Annotated in this window: 9 protein-coding genes; 4 read left to right on the forward strand and 5 right to left on the reverse strand. The window is 53.8% G+C overall.

The window, feature by feature from the left end; all coding sequences use genetic code 11:
* Positions 1-65: 65 nt before the first annotated feature.
* A complete protein-coding gene (mltF, locus tag GZ59_RS15775) occupies positions 66-1,574 on the forward strand; it encodes a membrane-bound lytic murein transglycosylase MltF (protein WP_039293091.1) in 1,509 nt (502 codons plus the stop codon).
* A 147-nt stretch (positions 1,575-1,721) separates the two neighbouring features.
* Here mltF and tadA read toward each other — a convergent pair whose 3' ends face one another.
* From tadA to murQ, 3 genes are all read right to left on the reverse strand, one after another.
* Positions 1,722-2,216 (reverse strand): tRNA adenosine(34) deaminase TadA, encoded by a 495-nt coding sequence (gene tadA / locus GZ59_RS15780; protein ID WP_039293094.1) that lies wholly within the window; start codon positions 2,214-2,216, stop codon positions 1,722-1,724.
* 149 nt (positions 2,217-2,365) lie between these two features.
* On the reverse strand, positions 2,366-3,004 hold the full coding sequence (yfhb, locus tag GZ59_RS15785; protein ID WP_039293097.1) for a phosphatidylglycerophosphatase C: 639 nt from the start codon (positions 3,002-3,004) through the stop codon (positions 2,366-2,368).
* A gap of 47 nt (positions 3,005-3,051) precedes the next feature.
* Complete coding sequence (murQ, locus tag GZ59_RS15790) at positions 3,052-3,978, reverse strand: N-acetylmuramic acid 6-phosphate etherase (protein WP_039293099.1); 927 nt, start codon at positions 3,976-3,978, stop codon at positions 3,052-3,054.
* A gap of 277 nt (positions 3,979-4,255) precedes the next feature.
* On the opposite strand from murQ, the gene lapG reads away from it, so the two are divergent.
* Together lapG and lapD are read left to right on the forward strand one after the other, a co-directional pair.
* On the forward strand, positions 4,256-4,945 hold the full coding sequence (lapG, locus tag GZ59_RS15795) for a cysteine protease LapG (protein WP_011094781.1): 690 nt from the start codon (positions 4,256-4,258) through the stop codon (positions 4,943-4,945).
* A 9-nt stretch (positions 4,946-4,954) separates the two neighbouring features.
* Positions 4,955-6,907: a cyclic di-GMP receptor LapD gene (gene lapD / locus GZ59_RS15800; protein WP_011094782.1), complete on the forward strand. Its 1,953-nt coding sequence runs from the start codon at positions 4,955-4,957 to the stop codon at positions 6,905-6,907.
* Positions 6,908-7,028: 121 nt separating this feature from the next.
* On the opposite strand, the gene GZ59_RS15805 is transcribed toward lapD, so the two are convergent.
* Both GZ59_RS15805 and GZ59_RS15810 read right to left on the reverse strand, forming a co-directional pair.
* Positions 7,029-7,373: a hypothetical protein gene (locus tag GZ59_RS15805; protein ID WP_011094783.1), complete on the reverse strand. Its 345-nt coding sequence runs from the start codon at positions 7,371-7,373 to the stop codon at positions 7,029-7,031.
* A gap of 65 nt (positions 7,374-7,438) precedes the next feature.
* Positions 7,439-20,491, reverse strand: coding sequence for an Ig-like domain-containing protein (locus GZ59_RS15810; RefSeq protein ID WP_039293104.1), 13,053 nt, complete (start codon positions 20,489-20,491; stop codon positions 7,439-7,441).
* A 376-nt stretch (positions 20,492-20,867) separates the two neighbouring features.
* On the opposite strand from GZ59_RS15810, the gene GZ59_RS15815 reads away from it, so the two are divergent.
* Entirely contained in the window at positions 20,868-22,220 is a 1,353-nt protein-coding gene (locus GZ59_RS15815; RefSeq protein WP_011094785.1) for a TolC family outer membrane protein, read from the forward strand.
* Positions 22,221-22,280 lie beyond the last annotated feature (60 nt).

Raw genomic sequence — 22,280 nt, forward strand, 5'->3', positions numbered from 1 at the left:
GGTGACCAAATCAATAAAAGTTGCACACTGGCGGTTTGTTAAGCAAAATGCCCCCACTCTGGGAAATGACGTATAAAAAAACTGCCGTTACAGACAGCCTGGCCACACGGCCGCCGAGAGATAACTATTTGAAGCCTTTAAAATTAAATTATTTTTTCATCGGGATTATCACGTTACTTCTGGCATTAGCGCTATGGCCTAGTATTCCCTGGCGCAGTAGTCAGGATGTGCAGCTCAGGCAGATCCTCTCACGCGGTGAGTTGCGTATCAGCACCGTTAACTCACCGCTGACTTATGCAATGAGCAACGGATCCCCGACAGGTCTGGACTATGAACTGGCAAAACGTTTCGCTGATTACCTCGGCGTCAAGCTGGTGGTCTCGTCACGTAAGAATCTTGACGAACTGTTCGACGATCTGGACGGTGACGATGCCGACCTGCTGGCTGCCGGGCTGATTTACAATCACGAGCGTTTGGAACGTTTCCGTGCTGGCCCGACCTACTACTCCATTTCACAACAGATGGTCTATCGCCTCGGATCGCCCCGCCCAAAAACATTGGATAAGCTGCAAGGCCGTCTTGTTGTTACGTCGGGCTCCGCCCATGCGGCTACTTTGCGCGATTTAAAAGCAGAGAAGTACCCGCAATTGAACTGGGAATCTGCCTCGGATCAGAGCACGCAGGAATTATTGAAACAGGTTGCCGACGGCAAACTGGACTATACGCTGGGTGATTCGGTCACCATCGGCTTGATGCAGCGTATTCATCCGCAGCTCGCCGTCGCCTTCGATCTCAGCGACGAAGAGCCTGTCATCTGGTATATGCGCCGTTCGCACGATGACAGCCTGTCCGCTGCACTGTTGGATTTCTTCAGCCAGCTTGTCGAAGACGGTACGCTCGCGCGTCTGGAGGAGAAATATCTCGGCCACGTTGGTGAATTCGATTATGTCGATACCACAACATTCCTGAGTGCGATTGATGAAACGCTGCCGGATCTGCGCCCGCTGTTTGAAAAATACGCCACCGATATCGACTGGAAGCTGCTGGCGGCTATCTCCTATCAGGAATCACACTGGAACCCGCTGGCAACCTCCCCTACTGGCGTGCGCGGGCTAATGATGCTCACGCGTAATACCGCAGAAAGCCTGAACGTGACTGACCGAGTCGACCCTGAGCAAAGTATTCGCGGCGGTGCACAATATATGTCGCATATGATGCAGAAAATGCCGGATACCATCCCGGAAGATGAAAAAATCTGGTTTGCGCTGGCGTCCTACAACATGGGATACGCCCACCTGCTTGATGCGCGTAAATTGACTGAAAAACAGAAAGGTAACCCCGACAGCTGGGTCGATGTAAAAATGCGCCTGCCGATGCTGAGCCAAAAGCGCTATTACACCCAAACCACCTACGGCTACGCACGTGGACATGAAGCCTATAACTACGTAGAAAACATTCGGCGATATATGGTGAGTCTGGAAGGCTATCTGATAGAGAAAGAAGCTAAAGTGCAGCAGCAGACACAGATTGCACTGGGCTATCCAGCCGTTCCTCTCACCAAAGTGCCGGAATAAAAAATACTAGAATGGACCTATACCCTAAATAATTCGAGTTGCGTGAAGGCGGCAACTGAACGAATCCCCAGGAGCTTACACAAGTAAGTGACTGGGGTGAGTAAGGGCAGCCAACGCACAAGCAGCTTGAAGTACGACGGGTATACGCTACTCCTGCGCGGCGTTTTTCTCGGCTGCACGACGGGCTTTATGCTGCTCACGGCGCATACGGAAGAACGCGCTGAGCGTCGCTGAGCATTCATCAGCCAGAACACCGGATTCAATCACGATCTGATGATTCATGCCGGGATGGCGCAGAATGTCCACCAACGACCCCGCAGCCCCCGTTTTCTCATCTGACGCACCGTAAACCAGACGACCGATACGGCTGTGTATCATCGCACCCGCACACATAATGCACGGCTCCAGCGTGACATACAGCGTGGTCTCTAGCAGGCGATAGTTCTGCAACACCAGCCCTCCCTGCCGCAACGCCATAATCTCGGCGTGCGCGGTAGGATCATGATGTCCTATCGGCCGGTTCCACCCTTCGCCAATCGCTTCATTATCCAGCACCAGCACTGCGCCAACTGGCACTTCACCTTCATCCTGAGCACGCTGAGCCAGCGTCAATGCATAGCGCATCCAGTATTCATTATTCATTATTCATTATTCATTATTCATTATTCATTATTCATTATTCATTATTCATTATTCATTATTCATTATCACGCAGGCTACTCACGTTTCCTCTCTCAATCATTCACATTTTGGCGGCGCATTATACCTATATGGATGGCGTATTGAAGGCGTTACTCCAACTGTTGCAGACTACCTTCCGGCGTCACTCGCCAGCGGTGTTCGCAAAAATAGAGCAGCGGATTGTCCTGTTTGCTGTCGCTGTAACCGCTGTAAAGCTTGAGCGGTGCGCCAAGACGCTGCTCCATCTGCGTCACTTTTTCATGCCCGAGACAGCGCAGCGTTAATACCCAACCACCGTAGCGGCGTGTAATTTGGCTCCCCATCAGACGAACACCAGGCAGAAAAGGCGAATCGTGATAGACCCGCTCAACCAGCCGCTGTGGCGATCCGGTGACCAGCCAGACCTGCGCATCGCTGTCTTCAAGATAGGTTTTCAGCCGCTGCTGAACCTGAGGAAACGGTATAACATCGCGACGAAACACGCCGACGAACTGCTTTTCAAGCTGAATGAGGTCGTCTTCGTCACGCCCAAACGTAATCGCCCACAGCAGCCAGCTCATCGGCCAGCGAGCCGCACGACCACGAATCAATAATCCCAGTCCAATAACGGGCAATAGCGGAATAACTAGGACGAGGTTTAACGGCAATCGACGAAGCAAAAAACGCAAAAAGCTGCCAAACATGTCCTGCTGATGCAACGTGCCATCCAGATCAAAAAAAACAATGCGTTGCTCTCGCTTATCACTCAAAACGTTTCCCCCGATTTACCTCAAGATAGACCGACACCAAAATAGTCTTATCCGCCAATTAACGCCTCACGCAGATAGCCGTTGTGCTGCTTCAAACGTTCACGCGCCGCTTCAACGTCAATATTAGCCAGAAGCATCAGAATCGCAGGCTTAACGTCGTTATCCGATTGCTCCAGCGCCTGTCGGGCCCTGTCCAGATCGGCCCCCGTCGCTTCCACCACGATGCGACAAGCCCGATCCAACAGCTTCACGTTGGTTGCCTTCACATCAACCATCAAATTCTGGTACACCTTGCCCAGCTTAACCATTACGCCGGTAGAAATCATATTCAGGACTAATTTTTGCGCTGTACCCGACTTCAGCCGCGTCGAGCCCGTTAATGCTTCCGGACCGACGACCGGAGATATCGCGACGTGTGCTTCCTGTGCAATAGGCGAATGCGGGTTACAGGAAATCGCCGCCGTCCGGCAGCCAACGTCACGCGCATAGCGCAATGCGCCAATCACATACGGCGTTCGGCCTGATGCCGCAAGGCCGATCACCATATCGGTAGCCGTTAAACTCAGTGCTTTCAAATCAGCTTCACCGAGCGCAGGATCGTCTTCTGCACCTTCTACTGCTTTGAGTAACGCTCCTGGCCCGCCAGCAATCAGGCCGATAACCAGCCCGTGCGGCACGCCAAACGTCGGCGGACACTCAGAGGCATCCAATACGCCCAAACGGCCGCTGGTTCCCGCACCCAGATAGATCAAACGTCCACCCGCCTGCAAAGACGCCGTTGCCAGATCGACAACCTCAGCAATCGCGGGTAAAACCTGCGCAATCGCTTCGGGCACTTTCCGGTCTTCCTGGTTAAACACCTGCATCATCTCCAGCGTAGAGAGCTGATCCAGCGTCATCGTTGCCGGGTTCCGGGTTTCAGAAACCAGCGTCCCTAAATTAAGGTTCTCTCCATTCACTACCCCTGAACTCATTCTGATACCTCATGCTTTATGTCAGCGTTCTTCACACGCCTATGACAAACCACTATTTTCACCACTATACCCCAAATAGTTCGAGTTGCAGGAAGGCGGCAAGAGAAGGAATCCCGATGAGCTTACTCAGGTAAGTGATTCGGGTGAGTGAACGTAGCCAACGCACATGCAGCTTGAAGTATTACAGGTATATACTGCTTTTGAGACCTATGAAAGTACGCTATTCTGCATCGAATTCACTCTCCACATTCATCTCGCAAGGTAAGCAGAAACCTCAGTGCGACTCTCCGGGTTCAGAATCTCCAGTTACACGCTCTTCTTTATTAGCTGTCTGCTGTTTCTGCTGGCGGGTTCCCTGCGTGCGGACTGGGATTTTATTACCATTAATCAGCGGACCGAGCAGCTTTATGGCCCAGCAACGCCCGATGCTCGCCGCCGGATAGATGAATGGCAGACGCTGTTGGTGAATTCCCGTAATAAAGAGGAAAAGGCTCTACTGAGTAGCGTGAACCAATTTTTCAATGACCGAATGCTGTTTCGCGATGATATTGTCATCTGGAATCAGGAAGATTACTGGGCAACCCCGATTGAAGCACTGCGTAAAGGCGCCGGGGACTGCGAAGATTATGCGCTTGCCAAGTATTTTACGCTGCGTCATTTAGGCGTCTCTGCGGACAAATTACGCATCACCTATGTTAAAGCCCTGCGTCTGAATAAAGCGCATATGGTCGTGACCTATTATCCCACACCGACCTCGATTCCGCTGGTGCTGGATAATCTGACCGACAAGATCCAACCTGCAACAGAGCGCAACGATTTACTTCCGGTGTACGCCTTTAATGGCGATGGTCTCTGGCTACCGGGAGCCAGTGGCAGCAACAAACGTGTCGGTGACAGTAAACGACTTTCACGCTGGCAGGATGTCTTAACCAAAATGCGTGCCGAAGGGTTTTCAATTGAGGAGTAAGGGTAGGCTATGTCTCTATACAAACAACTACTGATAGCCATCTGCCTGTTTGTGCTAATTATTTTCAGCGGAAGTTTTTTCGTCAGCCTGGAAAATTCGCGTGAACAGTACAATAACCAGCTTCACTCTCACGCACAGGATGCCGCTACCGCACTCGGGCTTTCCCTGACGCCAAATATTGATGACCCGGCGATGGTGGAGCTGATGGTCAGCTCAATTTTCGACAGCGGCTATTTTTCCAGTATTCGCGTGCGAGATTTAAAAACCGGTAACGTCACGTTGGAACGCACCGCATCGCCGGATATCCCTGACGTGCCGCTCTGGTTTGTCCAGTTAGTAGATCTTCAGCCCGGCGCTGGCGAAGCCATCGTCATGCGCGGTTGGGAACAGGCAGCCAAAGTCGAAGTGGTCAGCCACCCAATGTTCGCAGTAACCCGACTGTGGCGCAGCAGTACAGCGACCTTCCTGTGGCTGCTTGGCTGCGGCACGTTGGGCGTACTCATCGGCGCGTTGTTCCTACGTCGCCAGCTACGCCCGCTCGACTATATCGTCGACCAATCGCTGGCGATTACCCGTCGTGAATTTCTTAGCCAACCGGATTTACCCAATACGCCCGAGTTCCGCCGCGTCGCGCAGGCGATGAACCTGATGGTCAGCAAACTCAAGACGCTGTTTGAAGAGGAGGCGGAGCGGAGCGAGCGCTTACGTCAGGAAGCCTATCAGGATCCACAAACCGGATTGAATAACCGCCGTGCGTTTGACATGCAGTTCAACGACAAACTGGCCGATGAAGAAACCGCCCCCGGCTTTCTTATCATGATTCGCGTGCAGGATTTGGCCGGGATGAACCAGCGGCTGGGTGGTCAGCGTACCGATGCACTGTTAGCCTCCGTCGGGCATATCCTGCGCAAAACGCAAAAGCAGCACACGAATACGGAGAGTCTTCTGGCACGTATCCGCGGAGGGGAATTTGCGCTGTTCTGCCCGGGCCTGGTCGATAAAGAAGTCTATGCGCTGATTGGCGAACTGACGCGTAACATTGAAACCTTACATCTGACAGGCGAAACCGACGTTTCGCCTGTCGCCCAATTCGGCATGGTACCTTTCCGACCCGGCGACACCGCGCAATCCTTATTTATTCAGGGCGATCAGGCGCTCACGCGGGCCGAAAGCGATACCGATACCACTGCCCCTTACGAGATTCCTTTGGCCGGTGCCGAACAGGTCGAAACCGATCGCCACATGTGGTTTAACCTGCTCGATCCTATCCTTGAACAGGAGCGTTTACAGCTTTTCCTGCAACCCGTCGTAGCGTGTGACGACCCCAGTCAGGTCCTGCACCACAAAGTACTGGCTCGCATTCAGGATGAGCAAGGGAACAGCATCGCAGCAGGTCGATTCCTGCCGTGGATTCAACGCTTTGGCTGGGATACCCGTCTGGATCAGACCATGCTGCGCGAAGTATTGGATTATCTCCGCCAGCACGACGGCAACCTCGCGCTAAGTTTGTCCGGCACCACAGTTCTAAATCTTCATCTGCTCGCCGATCTGCTCGCCCCATTGAAGCATCAGCCAGAGGTCGCCAGACGACTCATTCTGGAACTGGATGAGAATCAACTGCCAGACAGTGCCCAATTGGAAACCTTAATCAAGCTGTTGAATGAACATGGCTGTGCACTGGGGTTACAGCATTTTGGTGGGCGGTTTAATATGATTGGCAATCTGTCCCAGTGGGGGCTGGCTTACCTGAAAGTCGATGGCAGCTACATCCGCAATATAGACCAAGAAGGCGATAAGCAAATGTTTATCGAAGCGCTGTATCGCGCCACCAACAGTATTGCCCTGCCGCTTATCGCCGAACGTGTTGAAACCGCAGGTGAGTTGAAAGTGCTTCAGGAAATGGGATTACAGGGCGCAATGGGACGGCTGCTGGGTGAACCGATGCCCGCGGTCAGGGCCTGACACAACATCGTTTGAGTTAACTGTGTTTAACGACCCCAGCTTCTCCCTACTCATTGAGAAGCTGGGATCGACGTTAAAATATCATCTATTTACAACATCATGTCTTCAAAAGATTATCGCTTCAGAACATCGTTTCTTCATCGTCGCCAATCAGCTTGTTCAATCCGCCATTCAGCGCTTCACGCGCCTGCGCACGGTTGATCAGCTTCAACTGCGCTGCCTGAGGGAAATCGGTAATGCTGACCACGCCTTTCTGAATCAAAACCTGAATTAAATCCTCCAGCACGCGCACCATTTCCAGATCGCTTTGCCGGAGTTGCTGCAAGCTGGACATCGCCGCCTGATGGCTACGGAACCAAGCCTGCGCCTCGCGTGAATCATCGGATAACTCGCCATTCATTTCAGGAAAAGGACTCTCTTCTACCTTCATCAGGTGGCCATCACTATCGCGCTGGATATAAAACATTTTCGGAGCCCCTTTAATTTTTTGATAAAGAAAGGAGCCAAATAGGCTCCTTTTTCCCTTTTCTATCAGCTAGATGGTTCAGGTTTGCTGACCAGACTCTCCAGCGACGGTAATGCACCGTTATAATGTTCCAACGTAATCGACACCGCAACCGTTCCGCCTTTATCCGCCGTAAAGTTCCCCGCAGTGCTAACTTCAATCGTCGGCGAGCCATGACTATCCGTGATGCGAATATAGCGGCTGATATCAGTTCCTTGTTCCAGTTCGCCAACCAGATCGCTTAAATCAATCCGGTCACCCTCTTTGGCATTAAAGTCTTTGATCACATCATTGCCGATATCACCAGCCTGCCACTTAAAGGTATCCGCGCCGGCCCCGCCGATGAGCGTATCGCTCCCTGCGCCGCCAATCAGGATGTCGTCTCCGCTACCGCCGTAGAGCAGGTCATTCCCCGCACCACCGTAGAGGGTATCATTTCCACCCTGGCCGAAAAGGATGTCATCCCCATCGCCGCCGTTGAGGATGTCATTTCCCCCTTTGGCTGACGAGAGATCAAACTCAGCACTATGCGACTCGATATAGTTATGCATGTCCTTCGTGGTCGGTACGCCCGTTTGCATAGCTAGCTGCTTACCGATGTAGTTTTGTAAGGCAGCGATGCCGCTACCATCGGTATTAGGGAACGACACGACATCGCCGAACAGAACATCATCGTTATACGTGCCGGATATAGTGTCATTACCCGCCGCACCGACACTCAATCCATACTGCTCAGCGCCTTCCGTCGAATAACCTGTTGCCGTATCGTGGTTGCCTATTTCTGTCGATGTTGCCTGCGCCACGACATTCAATTTACCCGCATCGGCTGGCACCTCAAGCGTAATCTTCCCGGCCAGCGTCTGAGCATTGTGCGCATTTTGAATCAGATACGAACCATCGGCGCCGACGGTATACTTCACATTGTTGATCTGGTCAGTCAGCACCGTTCCCGTCGGGATCCCCGTCAACCTAATCCCCGACAGCGTTTCGCTACCGTCACGGTCGGTCAGTGCGGCTGAAACATCGAGCGTATAGGTCTGTTTTCCCGCCTGACCGGGTACTTTTTCCACCGTCGCGCTATTGGTTCCGGGGGTATACGTCGAACCATCGCTGTAAATCACGCCTTCAATATTGTTGCTAACCTGATTCGTAAACGAGCCTGATTTACCACTGCTATCGGTATAATTAACCTTCAACCCATCCAGAGTGTTGACCGACGTGTTCGCATTGTTGTTCGTACTGTTGGTCGCGTTATAGGTGTAGCCCGTTTCCTTGATGACGAAAATGTAGTCAGAATGCGCGTTGCTGCCGTTACTGGTCCGGTTGCCGTTGAATGAATCCAAATCGCGGTGATCCTTGCGATCGGCCGCCCAGTCGCTCTGCCGATAAAAATAGCCGCTGTTAGAGTGCACAACGAAGATATCGCTGTAACTACCGTCGCCGCTGGTATTGCCCTGACTGTAATACGCCACCTTTCCGGTGCCGACCACGGTAGGCGCCGAATCCCCTTCGGTCAGCCAGACGCGGACACCGTTGCCGACCGCGACGATTTTTCCGTTCTGCACGTCAAAACCACCGTTAGCGCTTCCCCCATTCACCTTAATAACTTCCGCAGAGGCTGGCGTCGTGGTACCGCTACTGGTGTTCAGGCTCACGACTGGCGCATCGGCAACTGGCGTAATACCAATATGCAACGCGGCTTTATCGCCCGTATTCCCTGCACTATCGACAGGTCTGTAAGCAATGTCACCCAGCGATGCACCAGAGACATTACTCACTGGCGTAAAGCGTAGATCGGTGTTACCCGCCGTAAAGGTTTGGCCTGCGGCGACCGCTTTCCAACTCCCACTATCGTTAAAATAGAGCGTACCAACGCTGGCTGGCGGCAGAGACGAAATCACGATGCTTGTGGTATCACTCGATACGCCCAGATCGCTCCAACCAATATGTAGCGGTGTATCTTCCGCACCCGACACCGTATTGTTATGTGCAACTGGCGGCGTAATATCCATGATCGCTTGGCTGTTATCATGGGCTTGATTACCTGCCGCATCGGTCGCCGTTGCCCCTGCGGTAATCTTGCCTTCCGCTAACGTGCTTAGATCGACATTCGTCTGCCACTTGCCGTTTGTCACTGACACGTCATGCAGCGTAACCGACTTACCATTCACATCAGTAAAGACCAGATCAACCGTATTCTCGTTGCTGGTGCCACTGACTAGGGTATTTTTCGACTCACTCTGGCTGACATATCCATCGTTACCGGCAAAATTCGTAATATCAATTTCTGGAGCGATGGTATCCACAGCGTATGCATGATGGGTGTTCGCCGTGGTAGCGTTCCCCGCTGCATCGCGCGTGGTCACGCTGGCGCTAATATCACTATTACTCACCAGCACAGAACCCGGAACATTCACGCTCCAGGTTTTTCCGTCAGTATTGACGGTGGTCTGGTAAGTCTCGGTGCCAACGGTGACCGTCACCGCATCACCGGCTTTGACCTCGTTGCCGACCTTTCCAGTAACAGGGATCGTCTGTTTGGATTCGTTCGCGTTAATGACGTTATCGCTGGTCACATTATCGATAGAGATCGACGCCACTGGCGCCACAGTATCCACACCGTAAGCATGGTGCGAGTTAGCGGTCGTGACGTTGCCTGCGGTATCACGGGTGGTGACCGTCGCACTGACATCACTGTTCGCAGCCAGAACCGAACCTGGAACGTTGACGCTCCAGGTTTTGCCATCCGTATTCACCGTCGTCTGGTAGGTCTCGGTCCCCACGGTAACCGTCACCGCATCACCGGCTTTGACGTCGTTATCGACCTTACCGGTCACGGCGATGGTTTGCCCTGACTCGCTGGCGTTGATCACGTTGTCGCTGGTCACATTATCAATAACGATAGAAGCCACCGGAGCAACCGTATCCACACCGTAAGTGTGAGTAGCGTTTGCTGTAGTGACATTACCTGCGGTATCACGGGTCGTGATCGTTGCAATGACATCACCATTGGCGGCCAGCACCGTTCCCGGCACATTCACACTCCAGGTTTTACCATCCGTATTCACCGTGGTCTGGTAGGTCTCGGTGCCCACAGTGACCGTCACCGCATCGCCCGCTTTCACGTCGTTATCGACCTTACCGGTCACCGCAATCGTCTGGCCGGATTCAGCAGCGTTAATCACATTGTCGCTGGTGACATTATCGATAGAGATCGCCGCCGTTGGTGCCACGGTATCGACGCCGTAGGCATGACTGGTATTGGCGGTGGTCACGTTGCCGGCAGTATCGCGCGTGGTAACGGTCGCACTCACATCACTGTTCGTTGCCAGCACCGATCCCGGCACATTCACACTCCAGGTTTTGCCATCCACATTCACCGTGGTCTGGTAGGTCTCGGTACCGACTTTTACGGTGACCGCATCGCCCGCTTTAACGTCGTTATCGACTTTACCGGTCACCGCGATGGTCTGGCCGGATTCGGCTGCGTTAATCACGTTATCGGACGTGACGTTATCAATAGTAATGGACGCGGTTGGCGCAACGGTGTCGACGCCGTAAGCGTGATTGGTATTGGCGGTCGTGACATTGCCAGCAGGATCGCGCGTGGTGACAGTGGCACTCACATCACTATTCGCTGCCAGAACAGCTCCCGGAACATTGACGCTCCAGGTCTTGCCGTCGGTATTCACCGTTGTCTGGTAGGTCTCGGTACCGACTTTCACCATCACCGCATCGCCCGCTTTGACGTCGTTATCAACCTTACCGGTCACCGCAATGGTCTGGCCGGATTCACTGGCGTTAATCACATTATCTGACGTCACATCGTCGATAGAGATGGACGCCGTTGGCGCAACCGTATCGACGCCATAAGCGTGGCTGGTATTGGCGGTGGTCACGTTACCCGCAGGATCGCGGGTGGTGACCGTCGCAGAAACATCACCATTGGCGGCCAGCACTGAACCGGGAACATTGACGCTCCAGGTCTTGCCATCAGGATTGACGGTGGTCTGATAGGTCTCGGTTCCGACTTTTACGGTGACTGCATCGCCCGCTTTAACGTCGTTATCGACGTTACCCGTCACCGCGATGGTCTGGCCGGATTCACTGGCATTAATCACGTTATCGGAGGTGACGTTGTCGATAGAGATTGACGCCGTTGGCGCAACCGTATCCACAGAGTAAGTGTGATTCGTGTTGGCGGTGGTCACGTTGCCTGCCGTATCGCGGGTGGTAACCGTCGCGCTCACATCACTGTTCGCAGCCAGCACCGAGCCCGGAACATTCACGCTCCAGGTTTTACCATCCACATTCACCGTGGTCTGGTAGGTCTCGGTACCGACTTTCACCGTCACCGCATCACCGGCTTTGACGTCGTTATCGACCTTCCCCGTCACCGCAATCGTCTGACCGGACTCTGTCGCGTTAATGACGTTATCGCTGGTCACATTATCGATTGAGATTGACGCCGTTGGCGCCACCGTATCTACGCCGTAAGCGTGAGTAGAATTGGCGGTGGTGACATTGCCTGCGGTATCACGGGTCGTGACCGTGGCACTGACATCGCCATTGGCGGCCAGCACCGAACCCGGCACATTCACACTCCAGGTTTTGCCATCCACATTCACCGTGGTCTGGTAGCTCTCAGTACCGACGGTAACCGTCACCGCATCACCGGCTTTGACGTCGTGATCAACCTTACCGGTAACGGCGATGGTCTGACCGGATTCACTGGCATTAATCACGTTATCCGACGTGACGTTATCAATAGTAATCGACGCGGTGGGTGCCACCGTATCGACGCCGTAAGCGTGAGTAGCGTTTGCTGTGGTGACATTGCCTGCGGTATCGCGCGTGGTGACCGTCGCACTCACATCACCGTTCGCCGCCAGCACCGCACCCGGCACATTCACGCTCCAGGTTTTACCGTCGGTATTCACCGTAGTCTGGTAGGTCTCGGTACCGACAGTAACAGTGATCGCATCGCCGGCTTTGACGTCGTTGTCAACGTTACCGGTCACCGCAATCGTCCGGCCCGATTCGCTGGCGTTAATCACGTTATCCGACGTCACATTATCAATGGTAATCGACGCCGTTGGCGCAACGGTATCGACACCGTAAGCGTGAGTGGTGTTCGCCGTGGTGGCGTTGCCTGCCGCATCGCGGGTCGTCACGGTCGCACTCACATCACCATTGGCGGCCAGCACCGATCCCGGTACGTTGACGCTCCAGGTCTTGCCGTCGGTATTCACTGTCGTCTGGTAGGTCTCGGTACCGACTTTTACCGTAATTGCATCACCGGCTTTGACGTCGTTATCAACCTTACCGGTCACCGCGATGGTCTGACCCGACTCGCTGGCATTAATGACGTTGTCGGACGTCACATCGTCGATAGAGATCGACGCCACTGGCGCCACCGTATCGACGCCGTAAGCGTGACTGGTATTCGCCGTGGTCACGTTGCCCGCAGGATCGCGCGTGGTGACCGTGGCACTGACATCACCATTCGCTGCCAGCACCGAACCCGGTACATTGACGCTCCAGGTCTTGCCATCGGTATTCACCGTGGTCTGGTAGGTCTCGGTGCCGACGGTAACCGTCACCGCATCACCGGCTTTCACATCGTTATCGACCTTACCGGTGACTGCGATGGTTTGCCCCGATTCACTGGCATTGATCACGTTATCCGACGTGACGTTATCAATAGTAATCGACGCGGTGGGTGCAACAGTATCGACGCCGTAAGCGTGAGTAGCGTTTGCCGTGGTGACATTGCCTGCGGTATCACGGGTCGTCACCGTGGCAGAGATATCGCCATTGGCCGCTAATACCGAACCCGGCACATTCACACTCCAGGTTTTACCATCGGTATTCACCGTGGTCTGGTAGGTCTCGGTACCGACTTTCACGGTGACTGCATCGCCCGCGTTGACATCGTTATCGACATTCCCCGTCACCGCGATGGTCTGACCCGACTCGCTGGCATTAATCACGTTATCCGACGTGACATTATCGATAGTAATGGATGCCGTTGGCGCCACGGTATCCACGCCGTACGCATGGTTGGTATTGGCGGTAGTGATATTGCCCGCCGCATCGCGGGTCGTCACCGTGGCACTGACATCACTATTGGTAGCCAACACCGAGCCCGGAACATTCACGCTCCAGGTTTTACCATCCGTATTGACGGTGGTCTGGTAGGTCTCGGTACCGACTTTCACGGTGATCGCATCACCGGCTTTAACGTCATTGCCGACGTTACCGGTCACCGCAATGGTCTGACCCGATTCGCTGGCATTAATCACGTTATCGGAGGTGACATCGTCGATAGAGATCGCCGCTACTGGCGCAACGGTATCCACAGAGTAAGTGTGATTCGTGTTGGCGGTGGTGACGTTGCCTGCGGTATCGCGTGTAGTAACCGTGGCCGAGATATCGCCATTGGCCGCTAATACCGATCCAGGCACATTGACGCTCCAGGTCTTGCCGTCCACATTCACCGTCGTCTGGTACGTCTCGGTGCCGACGGTGACCGTCACCGCATCACCCGCTTTCACGTCATTGTCAACGTTACCGGTGACCGCAATCGTCTGACCAGACTCGCTGGCGTTAATCACGTTATCGGACGTGACATTGTCGATAGTAATCGACGCAGTGGGTGCCACCGTATCCACACCGTAAGCATGAGTAGAATTGGCCGTGGTGACATTGCCCGCCGCATCGCGCGTGGTGACCGTCGCACTGACATCACCATTGGCGGCCAGCACCGTTCCCGGTACATTCACACTCCAGGTCTTGCCATCGGTATTCACCGTGGTCTGATAGGTCTCGGTGCCGACTTTTACCGTCACCGCATCGCCGGCTTTCACTTCATTACCGACGTTACCGGTCACCGCAATCGTCTGACCCGACTCGCTGGCGTTAATCACATTATCGGAGGTGACGTTGTCGATAGAAATGGACGCCGTTGGCGCAACCGTATCGACACCGTAAGCGTGATTCGTGTTTGCCGTGGTGACATTGCCTGCGGTATCGCGTGTGGTGACAGTGGCACTCACATCACCATTCGCGGCCAGCACCGAACCCGGCACGTTGACGATCCAGGTCTTGCCATCGGTATTGACGGTGGTCTGGTAGGTCTCGGTGCCGACAGTGACCGTCACCGCATCGCCCGCTTTCACGTCGTTATCGACATTACCCGTCACCGCGATGGTCTGACCGGATTCACTGGCGTTAATCACGTTATCGGAGGTGACGTTATCAATAGTAATCGACGCGGTGGGTGCCACGGTATCGACGCCGTAAGCATGACTGGTATTGGCAGTAGTGATATTGCCTGCGGTATCGCGGGTCGTCACGGTCGCACTCACATCGCTGTTCGCAGCCAGCACCGATCCCGGCACATTCACGCTCCAGGTTTTACCGTCGGTATTCACCGTGGTCTGGTAGGTCTCGGTGCCGACAGTAACGGTCACCGCATCACCGGCTTTCACATCGTTATCGACCTTACCGGTGACCGCAATCGTCTGACCCGACTCGCTGGCGTTAATCACGTTATCCGACGTGACATTGTCGATAGTAATAGAAGCTGTTGGCGCCACCGTATCGACGCCGTACGTGTGGCTGGCATTGGCGGTGGTGACATTGCCCGCAGGATCGCGGGTGGTCACGGTCGCAGAAACATCACTGTTCGCCGCTAATACCGTTCCCGGAACGTTGACGCTCCAGGTCTTGCCATCCACATTCACCGTGGTCTGGTACGTCTCGGTGCCGACGGTGACCGTCACCGCATCGCCCGCTTTGACCTCGTTGCCGACATTACCCGTCACCTCGATGGTCTGACCGGATTCAGCAGCGTTAATCACGTTATCCGAGGTGACATTATCGATAGAGATAGAGGCAACTGGCGCAACCGTATCGACGCCGTAAGCATGACTGGTATTGGCAGTAGTGATATTGCCTGCGGTATCGCGGGTCGTCACGGTCGCACTCACATCGCTGTTCGCAGCCAGCACCGATCCCGGCACATTCACGCTCCAGGTTTTACCGTCGGTATTCACCGTGGTCTGGTAGATCTCGGTGCCGACAGTAACGGTCACCGCATCACCGGCTTTCACTTCATTGCCGACGTTACCCGTCACCGCAATCGTCTGCCCGGACTCACTGGCGTTAATCACGTTATCCGAGGTGACATCATCGATAGCAATCGACGCGGTGGGCGCCACCGTATCGACACCGTAAGCGTGAGTGGTGTTCGCCGTGGTGGCGTTGCCTGCCGCATCGCGGGTCGTCACGGTCGCACTCACATCGCTGTTCGCAGCCAGCACCGATCCCGGTACGTTGACGCTCCAGGTTTTACCGTCGGTATTCACGATGGTCTGGTAGGTCTCGGTGCCCACGGTGACCGTCACCGCATCACCGGCTTTCACGTCGTTATCGACGTTACCCGTCACCGCAATCGTCTGACCCGATTCGCTGGCATTAATCACGTTATCGGACGTGACGTTATCGATAGTAATCGACGCGGTGGGCGCCACCGTATCGACGCCGTAAGCGTGATTCGTGTTGGCGGTGGTGACGTTGCCTGCGGTATCGCGTGTAGTGACCGTGGCCGAGATATCGCCATTGGCCGCTAATACCGATCCCGGCACATTGACGCTCCAGGTCTTGCCGTCCGCATTCACCGTCGTCTGGTAGGTTTCCATGCCGACGGTAACCGTCACCGCATCGCCCGCTTTAACTTCATTGCCGACGTTACCGGTCACCGCGATGGTCTGGCCGGATTCACTGGCATTAATCACGTTATCGGAGGTGACGTTGTCGATAGAGATTGACGCCGTTGGCGCAACGGTGTCGACACCGTAAGCGTGATTGGTATTGGCCGTAGTCACGTTGCCCGCAGGATCGCGGGTGGTGACTGTCGCACTCACATCGCTGTTCGCGGCCAGCACCGTTCCCGGTACACTCACACTCCAGGTCTTACCGTCGGTGTTCACCGTGGTCTGGTAGGTCTCGGTGCCGACGGTGACCGTCACCGCATCACCCGCTTTCACGTCGTTATCGACCTTACCGGTGACGGCAATGGTCTGGCCCGACTCGCTGGCATTGATCACGTTATCGGAGGTGACGTTGTCGATAGAAATGGACGCCGTTGGCGCAACCGTATCCACACCGTAAGCGTGATTCGTGTTTGCCGTGGTGACATTGCCTGCGGTATCGCGTGTGGTGACGGTCGCAGAGATATCACCGTTCGCCGCCAGTACCGCCCCCGGAACATTCACGCTCCAGGTCTTGCCATCGGTATTTACCGTGGTCTGATAGGCCTCGGTACCGACTGTCACGGTGATTGCATCGCCCGCTTTCACTTCATTGCCGACGTTACCCGTCACCGCAATGGTCTGACCGGATTCAACAGTGTTAATCACGTTATCAGACGTGACATTATCGATAGAGATCGAGGCCGTTGGCGCCACCGTATCCACACCGTAAGCGTGGGTGGTGTTCACTGTGGTCACATTACCTGCAGTATCGCGGGTAGTGACGGTCGCAGAGATATCACCGTTCGCTGCCAGCACCGAACCCGGCACATTGACGCTCCAGGTCTTGCCGTCGGTATTCACCGTCGTCTGATAGGTCTCGGTACCGACAGTAACGGTGATCGCATCACCGGCTTTCACATCGTTATCGACGTTACCGGTGACCGCAATCGTCTGACCCAATTCGCTGGCATTAATCACGTTATCGGACGTGACGTTATCAATAGTAATCGACGCAGTGGGTGCCACCGTATCCACACCGTAAGCGTGGCTGGTATTGGCGGTGGTCACGTTACCTGCGGTATCGCGGGTAGTCACCGTGGCAGAGATATCGCTATTGGTTGCCAGCACTGAACCGGGAACATTGACGCTCCAGGTCTTGCCATCCACATTCACCGTCGTCTGGTAGGTCTCGGTACCGACTTTCACCGTCACCGCATCACCGGCTTTGACGTCGTTATCGACGTTACCCGTCACCGCAATGGTCTGGCCGGATTCAGTCGCGTTAATGACGTTATCGCTGGTCACATTATCGATAGAGATCGACGCCACTGGCGCAACGGTATCCACACCGTAAGCGTGAGTAGAATTGGCGGTGGTGACGTTGCCCGCAGGATCGCGGGTGGTGACTGTCGCACTCACATCGCTGTTCGCCGCTAATACCGATCCCGGCACATTGACGCTCCAGGTTTTGCCGTCGGTATTCACCGTGGTCTGGTAGGTCTCGGTGCCGACGGTAACCGTCACCGCATCACCGGCTTTGACCTCGTTGCCGACGTTACCGGTGACCGCGATGGTCTGACCGGATTCGGCTGCATTAATCACGTTATCGCTGGTAACATTATCGATAGAGATTGAGGCAGTTGGTGCCACCGTATCCACGCCGTAGGCGTGAGTAGCGTTTGCTGTGGTGATATTGCCTGCGGTATCGCGGGTCGTCACCGTCGCACTCACATCACCATTGACGGCCAGCACCGTTCCCGGCACATTCACGCTCCAGGTCTTGCCGTCGGTATTCACCGTGGTCTGGTAGGTCTCGGTACCGACGGTGACCGTCACCGCATCACCGGCTTTGACGTCGTTATCGACCTTACCCGTCACCGCAATCGTCTGACCAGACTCGCTGGCGTTAATGACGTTGTCTGATGTCACATCATCAATAGAGATCGACGCCGTTGGCGCCACCGTATCCACAGAGTAAGTGTGATTCGTGTTGGCGGTGGTGACGTTGCCCGCAGGATCGCGCGTGGTGACCGTCGCAGAGATATCGCTATTGGTTGCCAGCACTGAACCGGGAACATTCACGCTCCAGGTCTTGCCGTCAGTATTCACCGTCGTCTGGTACGTTTCCGTGCCGACTTTAACGGTAATACTGTCGCCTGCTTTCACTTCATTGCCGACGTTACCGGTCACCGCGATGGTCTGACCCGACTCGCTGGCATTAATGACGTTGTCTGATGTCACATCATCAATAGAGATCGACGCCGTTGGCACAACCGTATCCACACCATAAGCGTGATTCGTGTTTGCCGTGGTGACGTTGCCTGCCGTATCGCGGGTGGTAACAGTCGCGCTCACATCACCATTCGCGGCCAGCACCGAACCCGGAACATTCACGTTCCAGGTTTTACCGTCGGTATTCACTGTCGTCTGGTACGTCTCGGGGCCCACGGTGACCGTCACCGCATCGCCCGCTTTCACGTCGTTATCGACGTTACCGCTGACCGCGATGGTCTGCCCGGATTCAGCAGCGTTAATCACGTTATCGCTGGTGACATTGTCGATAGAGATAGAGGCAACTGGCGCAACGGTATCCACGCCGTAAGCATGACTGGTATTAGCGGTGGTGACATTACCCGCCGCATCACGCGTGGTGACCGTCGCAGAAACATCACCGTTCGCCGCTAATACGGAGCCTGGAACGTTGACGCTCCAGGTCTTGCCGTCAGTATTCACCGTCGTCTGGTAGGTCTCGGTACCGACTTTCACCGTCACCGCATCGCCCGCTTTCACGTCGTTATCGACGTTACCCGTCACCGCAATCGTCTGACCGGATTCACTGGCATTGATCACGTTATCCGACGTGACATTATCGATAGAGATAGAAGCTGTTGGCGCCACCGTATCAACACCGTAAGCGTGAGTAGAATTGGCGGTGGTGACATTACCCGCCGCATCACGGGTGGTGACCGTGGCCGAGATATCACCATTGGCGGCCAGCACCGAACCCGGCACATTCACGATCCAGGTCTTGCCGTCAGCATTGACCGTGGTCTGGTAGGTCTCGGTACCGACTTTAACGGTCACCGCATCGCCAGCCTTCACGTCATTGCCGATGTTACCGGTCACGGCAATCGTCTGACCCGATTCAGTCGCGTTAATGACGTTATCCGACGTGACGTTATCGATTGATATTGACGCCGTTGGTGCCACGGTATCGACGCCGTATGCGTGAGTAGCGTTTGCTATGGTGACATTACCTGCGGCATCGCGCGTGGTGACCGTCGCACTGACATCACCGTTCGTCGCCAATACTGATCCCGGCACGTTCACACTCCAGGTTTTGCCATCCGTATTGACGGTGGTCTGGTAGGTCTCGGTACCCACGGTGACCGTCACCGCATCACCGGCCTTCACGTCGTTATCGACCTTACCGGTCACCGCAATGGTCTGACCCGACTCGCTGGCGTTAATCACGTTATCCGACGTGACATTATCGATAGAAATTGAGGCAACGGGGGGCAAGGTATCAACTGTTACCGCTTCACTTCCCCCTGTGCCAGGAATGCCCGCAGCATCGGTGTAACTGCCGTCAGGGATGCTGACACGGACTTCTCCCTCAAAATTGGCGGCTGGCGTCAATGTCGCCGTCCAGCGGGTAGAATCGTTAGGATCTTGTACCAGATTCGTTATGGAGCCATTTGTTACAGTGACATCACTGAGGTCAAAACCGACGGGGGGTCTTGTGAAAACAAAACTGATTGTGCCGTCACTATTGATGGTAATGGTGACAGAAGGCGGTGTGGTATCGGTAGTATCCGTTGCGGCAGTAAGCAACGTAGATGAACCTGCGCCATCCAGAACAGATGAAGCTCTGTCAGTAAACGATATGCCTGCCGTATCATAACCAATCGGGGCCGTCACGACATCACCCGTTAAGCCCAGTACCACCGTTGAATTGAAATGCCCGCCACCACCGTCACCTGCTTCGCCAGTGTTATCATTACCAGCGGCAGTCGCCTCTAGCACTTGCGTTGGGTCGGCCCCCTGAGCGATAGCATCTTGTATAGCAGCGACATCATTGGTGACATCCGCATTTTTCTGAGAAGACGCACTGCTTACATCGCTCCAGCGACTATCACGCCCCAGATCCAGTGTCTTGCCATCCGGCAATGTGATTGAAACCGCGCCGTTAGCACCGGTCACCACTTCTTCACCGCTGTAAACCCGATCGCCAGCAACCAGCAGTCTCTGGCTCCCATCAAGCGCGACGATAAAAACCTGTCCAATAACGAATTTAATGACGCCAATCACACTATTCAAAATTCTTTCCCCTTGATATCTATAATTATTTTTGTGATATTGAGATATTGCAGCTATAGATTTTGGCTATCATCCTGATAAAGTTGATTTGCTGTGTGTCGTCCTGACATTTAAAAAAACGCTACGATAGTGTTGCTGTTATGCGTCAAACGCTTGACTCAATGAGCGATATAATAAAAAATTCAGAATATTCTTTCCAGAACTTTACTCATTTAGAGTAACCTTTATTTCCCTTATATTGGGCCGTCAGAAATGACGAAATAACTCATTGATATAAAAGAAATAAAAAAAATTAAATTCGTTAGTCGTTTATATAACACTCAAACACTTTAATAGGAATAATCACAAATAAAGTTTTTGTGAAGGAAAACCGCTGATGATGCATCGATACCGTTTTGCTTTATTACCTTTTGTTACCATTTTTTCCACAGCGACGTATGCCGATACGATCCAAGAAGCAATAAAAAGCACGCTCTACACACACCCCGAAGTGAGCGCATCTATTAATAGCCGTTTTTCGGCCGAACACGATTTGCGTGCAGCAAAAGGGGGATACCTTCCTTCCATCACGCTGAGTGCAGGTGTTGGTCGCGAAGAAACAGATAGTCCCTCAACACGCGCTAGCATCAATAAGCGCGTTGAGCTCAGCCGCCAAGAATCAAGTATCAATCTGAGCCAGACGGTATTTGATGGTTTTGCTACCTCCAGCGAAGTGGGCAGACAGCGTGCCACCGTCAATTCACGCGCCTATAAAGTATTAAATACCAGTGAGGCTACGGCGTTAGATGCTGTTCAAGTGTATCTCAATGTGCTGCAACGTCAGGAGTTCGTGCGTTTGGCAGAAGCCAACCTTGCAAGCCATGAACGCATTTACGATCAAATAAGGCTGCGCAGCGAGCAAGGCGTTGGGAGATTAGCCGATCTGGATCAGGCTGAAGCGCGTCTGGCACAAGCACGCAACAATACGCTGACAGAAAAAACCAATCTTGATGATGCCAAAATCAACTATATGAGCGTTGTGGGGAAAGTACCTGAGAGTTTGGTGATGCCCGACACGTCTGCGGTAAAACTCCCCGCCTCGTTGGAAGAAGCACAGCGCATCATGCTGGCGAACAGCCCAGCATTGAAATCCGCAGAATCGGATATTGAAGCGACTCAGCAGCAATATGAGACTTCAAAATCAACGTTTTATCCACGTCTCAACGTTGAACTCTCTCGCACAATGGATAGCAACGTTGACGGGACACGCGGCCAAAACAATGAGTGGCAGGCAATGCTGCGGATGCGCTACAACCTGTATGAAGGCGGTAGCAGCAAAGCAAACATGGAATCCAAAGCCTATCAGGTAAAAGAAGCACAGGATGTCCGAAATAATGCCCTTCGCCTGCTGAATGAAGAACTAAAGCTAGCCTGGTCAGCGTTAAACAACTCCCGTCAGCAGGTTCCGATTGCCGCTGAATACGCGGACCGCAGTATGAAAGTACGTACCGCCTATCAGAAGCAATTTGGTCTGGGGGAAAGGACGCTGTTGGACTTGCTAGATAGTGAAAACGAGCTGTTCACCGCACAACGCCGTCTGGTCGAGGTTCGCTTCATCGCCTTGTATACCGAATACCGGATTACATCACGTATGGGAGAGCTATTAAACCGTTTAGCGATCCCAGCTCCTGATGCGGGTACCAGCTTGACAAACATGACAACCCACGCAGAGTTGCCAAGCCTCAATTAATATATTTCATTAGTCAGACGGCGATAAATTATGGTTTATATGCGAGTGAATTACGTTGCG

Origin of the sequence: Pectobacterium atrosepticum (assembly GCF_000740965.1) — a bacterium.
In the GTDB taxonomy this organism is placed as follows: Bacteria; Pseudomonadota; Gammaproteobacteria; order Enterobacterales; family Enterobacteriaceae; genus Pectobacterium; species Pectobacterium atrosepticum.

Bases quoted from the DNA above. Each gene is read 5' to 3' on its own strand.
- mltF (WP_039293091.1), top strand. From the start codon at position 66: ATGACGTATAAAAAAACTGCCGTTACAGACAGCCTGGCCACACGGCCG.
- tadA (WP_039293094.1), bottom strand. From the start codon at position 2,216: ATGAATAATGAATACTGGATGCGCTATGCATTGACGCTGGCTCAGCGT.
- murQ (WP_039293099.1), bottom strand. From the start codon at position 3,978: ATGAGTTCAGGGGTAGTGAATGGAGAGAACCTTAATTTAGGGACGCTG.
- lapD (WP_011094782.1), top strand. From the start codon at position 4,955: ATGTCTCTATACAAACAACTACTGATAGCCATCTGCCTGTTTGTGCTA.
- GZ59_RS15805 (WP_011094783.1), bottom strand. From the start codon at position 7,373: ATGTTTTATATCCAGCGCGATAGTGATGGCCACCTGATGAAGGTAGAA.
- GZ59_RS15815 (WP_011094785.1), top strand. From the start codon at position 20,868: ATGATGCATCGATACCGTTTTGCTTTATTACCTTTTGTTACCATTTTT.